This window comes from Oceanobacillus salinisoli (assembly GCF_009733865.1).
GTDB lineage: Bacteria > Bacillota > Bacilli > Bacillales > Amphibacillaceae > Oceanobacillus > Oceanobacillus salinisoli.
This window is the reverse complement of sequence record NZ_WOFB01000008.1, coordinates 25,592-32,282: the sequence shown is the minus strand read 5'-3', so window position 1 is coordinate 32,282 and position 6,691 is coordinate 25,592. Positions and strand designations below refer to the sequence as shown.

Annotated in this window: 10 protein-coding genes; 1 reads left to right on the top strand and 9 read right to left on the bottom strand. The window is 33.7% G+C overall.

The annotated features are described in order from the left end of the window. Window positions 1-378: 378 nt before the first annotated feature. From GMJ66_RS20640 to GMJ66_RS07990, 9 genes are all read right to left on the bottom strand, one after another. On the bottom strand, window positions 379-516 hold the full coding sequence (locus tag GMJ66_RS20640) for a YczI family protein (protein WP_269321872.1): 138 nt from the start codon (window positions 514-516) through the stop codon (window positions 379-381). A gap of 194 nt (window positions 517-710) precedes the next feature. Next, a complete protein-coding gene (locus GMJ66_RS08025; protein WP_156289804.1) occupies window positions 711-1,124 on the bottom strand; it encodes a hypothetical protein in 414 nt (137 codons plus the stop codon). A 139-nt stretch (window positions 1,125-1,263) separates the two neighbouring features. Continuing rightward, window positions 1,264-1,446, bottom strand: coding sequence for a hypothetical protein (locus GMJ66_RS08020; RefSeq protein ID WP_156289803.1), 183 nt, complete (start codon window positions 1,444-1,446; stop codon window positions 1,264-1,266). An 82-nt stretch (window positions 1,447-1,528) separates the two neighbouring features. Further along, complete coding sequence (locus tag GMJ66_RS08015; RefSeq protein WP_231514872.1) at window positions 1,529-1,975, bottom strand: GNAT family N-acetyltransferase; 447 nt, start codon at window positions 1,973-1,975, stop codon at window positions 1,529-1,531. A gap of 269 nt (window positions 1,976-2,244) precedes the next feature. Continuing rightward, on the bottom strand, window positions 2,245-2,469 hold the full coding sequence (locus GMJ66_RS08010) for a hypothetical protein (protein ID WP_156289802.1): 225 nt from the start codon (window positions 2,467-2,469) through the stop codon (window positions 2,245-2,247). Between the two features lie 284 nt (window positions 2,470-2,753). Continuing rightward, complete coding sequence (locus GMJ66_RS08005; RefSeq protein WP_156289801.1) at window positions 2,754-3,743, bottom strand: zinc-dependent alcohol dehydrogenase family protein; 990 nt, start codon at window positions 3,741-3,743, stop codon at window positions 2,754-2,756. Between the two features lie 252 nt (window positions 3,744-3,995). Continuing rightward, window positions 3,996-4,397, bottom strand: a complete 402-nt coding sequence (locus GMJ66_RS08000; RefSeq protein WP_231514871.1) for an NUDIX hydrolase — start codon at window positions 4,395-4,397, stop codon at window positions 3,996-3,998. Window positions 4,398-4,531: 134 nt separating this feature from the next. Further along, window positions 4,532-5,335 carry an SDR family NAD(P)-dependent oxidoreductase gene (locus GMJ66_RS07995; RefSeq protein WP_156289800.1) on the bottom strand — a complete coding sequence of 268 codons (804 nt, stop codon included), beginning with the start codon at window positions 5,333-5,335 and terminating at the stop codon, window positions 4,532-4,534. Between the two features lie 224 nt (window positions 5,336-5,559). Next, on the bottom strand, window positions 5,560-5,988 hold the full coding sequence (locus GMJ66_RS07990) for a GNAT family N-acetyltransferase (protein WP_231514870.1): 429 nt from the start codon (window positions 5,986-5,988) through the stop codon (window positions 5,560-5,562). Between the two features lie 250 nt (window positions 5,989-6,238). Between GMJ66_RS07990 and GMJ66_RS07985 the strand changes: the two genes are divergently transcribed. After that, window positions 6,239-6,625 carry a hypothetical protein gene (locus GMJ66_RS07985; RefSeq protein ID WP_156289799.1) on the top strand — a complete coding sequence of 129 codons (387 nt, stop codon included), beginning with the start codon at window positions 6,239-6,241 and terminating at the stop codon, window positions 6,623-6,625. Window positions 6,626-6,691 lie beyond the last annotated feature (66 nt).

Genomic DNA, 6,691 nt, shown 5'->3' with positions numbered 1-6,691 from the left:
TTTTCCCAATGTCCATATTCGCTAATAGCAAAAGTATCACCATCTAGTTGAGTAACTGTAAACCAAGAATCCCTAATTTCTACCATGTTTCCCTCTCTTTAATAATTTTATTGTAATAACTACTGTTCCCTATTCTTTCTCTTATCTGGAGTAAAAAACACAATTCCTTTTTACACTAAACTGTCCGTTAACTCAATATGTCGATATTTCAATTTTAACATAATTATCAAAAAATATTATTGAAATTAGGCAAAAGAAAAGACCATCATTTTGAAAATCGCCGCCTTATTTCATTCCTGCACCAATTAATTGAAGAACTGCTTAGGTTCTTCTATCTGGGTGCTCAAAATAGACAGCATAATGATTCATCGTAACCACTTAGTTTAGTAAAAAGCCCTGAATTGACACATGTAAGCATAATAAAAAAACAATAATAAATAACCAACCATATGCTTTTCGCTCTTTTTTAAATTCTTCTAATCCCATTACCAGCATCATTAGACCTAAGAAAAACATCATATAAGGATGAAGATCAGAATTACCCGTAATTAGTCCATAAACTGCAAATAACAAAGCAACTATCGCAAAAATATAACGTAATATTTTCAGAAAAAAAACTCCTTTTTTATTGAGTAAACTGGCCTCGTTAGTGGTTTAACAACTTCTATAGCTTTACAAAAAAAGCCTCCCGTTAGTTAAAGGGTAATCCATTACTCTTTTACAACTAATTCAAAAGATTCCTCATTATCATCCCATCTAACTTCAACGCTAACGACCATATCCTCTCTCAAAATTGCTCCCGTTCCACCACCTCTTGAAGTAAACTCCTTAACAGAGACAGGTTCATCAAAGGTTAACGATGAACTTCCTCCACCAGTTGGTTCTTTAAATTCATAATCTAATTGTTTCATGGAAGCTAAATCGTCTAAATCTCCTTTATAAGTTAACGTAAAGTTGTAGTCATCTTCACTTGAATATGTGTTTATATCATCTGCATCTTTGCCCCATCTTTCTTCTGCTTCGTATCTTAACTCGGCCGACCAAACATGACCCTCTCCTGTAAAAAGATAGCTATGTTCCGTTACCTCTTCATTATTAGAACAAGCACTTATTAACCCAGTCAATAAAAGTAATACCATTATTCTTTTAATTTGAAAAACCCCTCTCCACGAAATTCTGACAGAACCTTCTGATTATTTTACCAAAAAATAAAAGACAAGTGACATTCCCTTCTTTAATTTTTGTAATCATTACTTGAATAAGTTATTTTGCCTTTTCTATACCTTTAACTAATCTAATGATCCAATATAACATTATCCAAGGAAGAATGAATTTTGTTACCCATTCTATTAAATTAGATATCATGTAAGAAGTGTTTATGCCAAAAAACGGAAATATTAACCAAATTGCAAACAAAATGATAATGCCAATTACTAAGTTTTTCATTTAAGCCACCCCCTCGGAAGCCATTTTTACTATAAATATCCAATTCTTTTCTTTACTATCCTTTGTTCAAGATAAGCATCAATTAATTATGTAAATTTTTTTCAAGTATTATTTTATGTAATCCCTTTTCATCTGTATAAGTATCAATTATATCGAATCCGCTTTTAATATTTAAAATTAGCATATTACGCCATTTATTTATTGTTTTGGTTTGAACCATTTTATAACCAAGTCCTTTTAAATATTGGTGTTGCTTTTCCATTAACATGGAAGCAATACCGTTCTTTCTGTAATTTGTATCTACTCCACCCAACCAACTATAAAATTTATTGCTATCCATTGCGTATCCAATTTTATATCCAATAACTTTTGTGCCATTCATCGCAGTAATAATTAATAGCTGATATTTACTTTCCATTTTGTTAATCAAATCATCAGAAGTACCAAATATATTTTTATGTAATTCTAATATTCCATCAAGAACTTTCTCTTCAGGTATGGAATCGAAAATAACGAACTCAAATGCCAAATGAAATCCCCCTTTTATAACGGCTAAATAATCCTTTTTAATACAGATAGACAGTGGTGTAAATTTATAAGAGTTAAATTTGAACTCTTCATCTTCTCTGCTAGTTTAACACTCTCTTTAAATCATCAGGAGCATAAGGATGTTCATCAACTTATTGGGCAGTCAACTACTTTACAGCTTCTACTTCATACGAGTAGTAAACTGCTTCTATAGCACATAAACATTGGAGCGCCGAATCGACAACACCCTATATTTCACTATGAAACCAATCAGTTAAATATCAGACCACTTATAACCTGAAAGAGGACAATCACAACAGCTATTGCAGGACCCACAATAAAAACACCTATTAACAAAGACCTTATTATGTCCCATATGATAATCGACGGTTTACCATCACTATCAGTCTTATCCAGTTTCTCATTCATATCCTGTAATGATTTATTTATATTTTTTAATTCATCTAGAATTTGACTTTCCGTATTTTTTTCCATAATTAGTACCCCGCTTCTTCTTAAAGTTTCAATTTAATATTCCTTATTTACGAAACCTGTACAAACTCTCAGTATATTAACCTTAACATACATATCCTTATGAAAGTTAAATATTCTGAAACAATTGTATAAAAAGAAAAGACTGACTAGCTAACCAATCTGATTTTATTATTAATTTTATAGCGCGAGATTTTTTCAAGTACATCTTTTGCAATGGATATTCATTATTTGGCCTCATCATTTATAGCCGCTTTACTCCCTCTAAACCCTTCCTTTTATTTTTATTAGCTTTTTAAAAAAACTTTCCCTTTATTAGTTTTAAACGATTCTGCAGTAATTACAGCTTTATGTACATCTGACAAGTCGTATTGGGAATCTTTCCCCATAAGCGTTAACTTCTTTTCATTAATCAGCTCCATTAAACATTGAAATGTCTCATGCCATTTATTTACCGATACTTTTTGATTCCAATGCCGTAAATGGAAGAGGTGCACATTAACCTTTGTCCTTAAAGAAACTACCTTCCAGTCGACAGGTATTCCTGATAGCAGACCTATCGTTAGAAAGTTACCATTAGGTCGAACACAAAATGCCAATTCTGTTCCATCTGTACCTCCAATAGAATCGATTGCAGAAGTTGCACCATGCCCATTTGTTATTTCCATTATCGTACTCTCTAAGGATACCTCCGACGTATTTATTACATGAGAAGCCCCCAATTGAAGTAACTCATTTATATATTTATCATTTCTCGTTACTGCGATCATCTGAAATCCTAACACTTTTGATAATTGAGCAAAGATTCGACTAATAGAAGAACCACCTGCATTGACAATTAAAGTATCCCCATGTTTCAGTTTCAAAACTTCTGTACACACAACCCATGCCGTTATAGGATTTATGTATAATTGTGAAGCAACAAAATCATCAAGCCATTCAGGAACAGGAATTGCTAATTCAGCAGAGGTTTTAACAAATTCCTGCCAAGTCCCTTCCCCCCGTAACGGCAAGACACGTTTACCCACAAGTTGCTTGGTAACATCATTCCCCACCTCTTCAATAATGCCAACCCCTTCATAACCGGGAATATTCGGTAAAGGAATTCTATGAGAGTATGCCCCTCTAATTGGAATTAAATCGGAGGGATTAATTGGTCTTACTTGCATACGAACAAGGACTTCTCCTTTTAACGGTGGTTTAATTTTTCTATTTTCAACCTTCAATACTTCTCTCGGTTCGCCAAATTCATGAAATGTAACAGACTTTGCTTCCATTTATTAATCCCCCTTTTTTACAACCATTTGGTCAATGAATTTTGATGCTAGACTATAAATTGGACACAGTGAATCGGGATAGTACAATGGGAACCTAAGAATTAGATCGGAGTGTTTATAAACGGGAAAAAAAGTTATGAAATTACAAGTCATTTTACAGACCCTGTCGAAATCAATACAAAACTAACACATGATAAACAACAACCAATCACGCTCTTTCTTATAAATTGTGGAACTAAATAAAAATGAGGTTTAAATAATCTCCGTGTCCCCGTATAAGTTCAACTTCATTTTTTGATGAAATCCAAAAAAATGGAAGATAAGTCCTTCTTCCTCCCCACCACCTGTTGGTTGATAATCCCACTCATCTGGAACATTTGACACATTTATCCTGTAAAAGAATCTATTATGTATTGCACCATTGTCATTTTCCCAATAATCCTTTGTAATTAAATGATTAACTTCAAAATTCTTCAATCCTGTTTCCTCTTCTATTTCTCTCATAACTGCATGATAAGTATCTTCTTGAGCTTTTACTGTTCCTTTGGGTATTTGTAATCCAGCCTCGGGAATCGGATGTTGAAAAACAAGTACTTGTGGTTTTCCATTTTTAATTCTAGTAACATAGCCATATACTTTTTTAATCGAACTCAAACTAAACCTCCTTACTATTCCATTATCCATGTTTATGTTCTTTTCTTCTACGTTGCAGGAGGGGGACTAACCCAAAAATTTGCTCATCCCCCTTCTATCCCCTATCAAATGTTCCCACACCTGATTCCCTTTCTCTACCGCATCACTGAACCTCCAGATATTTTGATAGATTCTCCAACCATGTTTTCTGCCGCATCTGTCATTAGAAAGGCAATCGTATTTGCCACTTCCTCTGGGGTAGAAATTCTTCCTGAAGGTATACTGTCATTAGCAAGCTTGTATTGTTCTTCAAAACTCCGATTTTCACGTCTTGCCTTATTGCGAATCGATTTTCTACCCATTTCCGTCTCTACATATCCAGGGCATACTGCGTTAACCCGGACTCCATGCTGAATTGCTTCTAATGCAAAGGATTGGGTGAAACCAATAAGTGCAAATTTAGAACCACTATATGCTGTTCCACCATAGGTTCCTCGTAAGCCCGATAACGAGGATACATTGACAATACTTCCTTCTCCTTTCGCTTTCATAGATGAATAGACTTGCTGTGTTAAAAGAATTGGTATCGTATAGTTCACATGCATGATTTTCTCAAGTTCTTCTTCGGTTAATTTCTCTACTTCTGCATTACTCCCTAATATACCAGCTGCATTTACTAAATGAGAAATAAAACCATTGGCTTGCTCTGCCGCTTCTACTAATTGCGTTCTTTCCGAAGAATTAGTCAAATCAGCTGGGACTGGAAAAACTTTTGCTCCGGGATTCTTTGCAACTATTTCTTCTGTTAGTTGTTCAAGTACCTGCTCACGCCTCCCAGTGATTGTAATGGATGCCCCCATATCAGCAAGGACTTTGGCTGTTTCATAGCCAATCCCTCCTGTTGCACCAATAATTAATACATGTTTTCCTGCAAGTGAATCGTTTGCATATATCGCCACGCTTATCCTCCTCGCTATTGCTTTCATCTTTTTAGTTCAATTTAACATACTATATTTAAATGTAGCTATTCACCAAAATTGACTTTTTTCGCTTTAAATTAAAGTCCATTCAAACAAATCTCGCTAACACACTTTTGTGTTAACTAAAAAGACCCGTTTTTCAAAAGATTGATTATTTTCTAGTAACGTTTTCTACAATCATGCCCGTTTGTTGAAGATGATAATTAGGATAATGCTTTGTAAAACCCTGTCGCTTTTCCTTCAAAACCTTGTCTAATATAAAATTGGTGTGCATCATTTCTTTCATTTCTGTTCCCGCTGTTTAATACTATCCTATTGGCTCCTTGTTCTTTCGCCCATTCTTCTACTTTCTCAATTAACCTTTCACCAATTCCTTGTCTTCTATATTTCGAATTAACAACTAAAGCAACAATTCGTACATAGTTCTCATTTTTTTCATAATGAAAGCCTAGCATCATACCAATCATACCAACAATAACTCCATCTTTTTCAGCTACTTGGGTGTTATATAAAGAATTAGAGTTTATCTTTGAAAAACGATGTTCCATTTCATCAATAGTTGTTGGATATCCTAATTCACCCATTAAAACTGATAATTGACTAACATCCTCTCGAATAGCTTTTCTAATCAATACTATCTCCTCCAATAGTAACGGAATTGTCATCGTATTCTTTTCTTACTTATCTTATTCAAATTCTGCACCGTTTTGCTCAAGATTCTTTATTAAACTATAGTCACCCTGCTTCACTCTAGCGTCCGATAGTTGAATAACTTTTTCTATTGAATAGTATATTTGTACCTGCGTAACAAAAAAATCCTTATACTCCCACTTTTTTAAATGTTATAATACTTTCAAATATACATTAGAGGTGGTGTTTAAAATGACCAAATACTTCCTTGCTTTTTCTAGGATTTCTTTAGGTTTCATATTCCTCATTGCAGGTATAAATGGTTATTTTGTAATATTTAACTTAGAACCCTTTATTGCAACTAGTCCTGAAGCAATGGCGTTGTTTGAGTTTCAATATCTACTTATCTTTGAAAAATCATTAGAGATTATTTGTGGTTTATTACTATTAATTAATCGATTTGTCCCCTTAGCCCTTTTAATATTGGCACCAATTATTGGCAACATTCTCTTACTTCATATATTCCTAGACCATTCTTTACTTCTTTTAGCTATTTTGCTTGGCATCATGCATGGTTTTATGTTGTACTGTTACAGAAAAAACTTTATAGGGATATTTGAAATAAAACCCTCTCCATAAGGCTTGTGTTTACTTCACAGTATTTAGTCTACTACGCATATAAAAGTTAATCACAAACTGGCCCAA

What these genes read in the sequence shown, in the direction of transcription:
- GMJ66_RS20640 (WP_269321872.1), bottom strand. Translation starts at nt 516, where the DNA reads ATGTTTTTCTTAGGTCTAATGATGCTGGTAATGGGATTAGAAGAATTT.
- GMJ66_RS08020 (WP_156289803.1), bottom strand. Translation starts at nt 1,446, where the DNA reads ATGAAAAACTTAGTAATTGGCATTATCATTTTGTTTGCAATTTGGTTA.
- GMJ66_RS08010 (WP_156289802.1), bottom strand. Translation starts at nt 2,469, where the DNA reads ATGGAAAAAAATACGGAAAGTCAAATTCTAGATGAATTAAAAAATATA.
- GMJ66_RS08005 (WP_156289801.1), bottom strand. Translation starts at nt 3,743, where the DNA reads ATGGAAGCAAAGTCTGTTACATTTCATGAATTTGGCGAACCGAGAGAA.
- GMJ66_RS07985 (WP_156289799.1), top strand. Translation starts at nt 6,239, where the DNA reads ATGACCAAATACTTCCTTGCTTTTTCTAGGATTTCTTTAGGTTTCATA.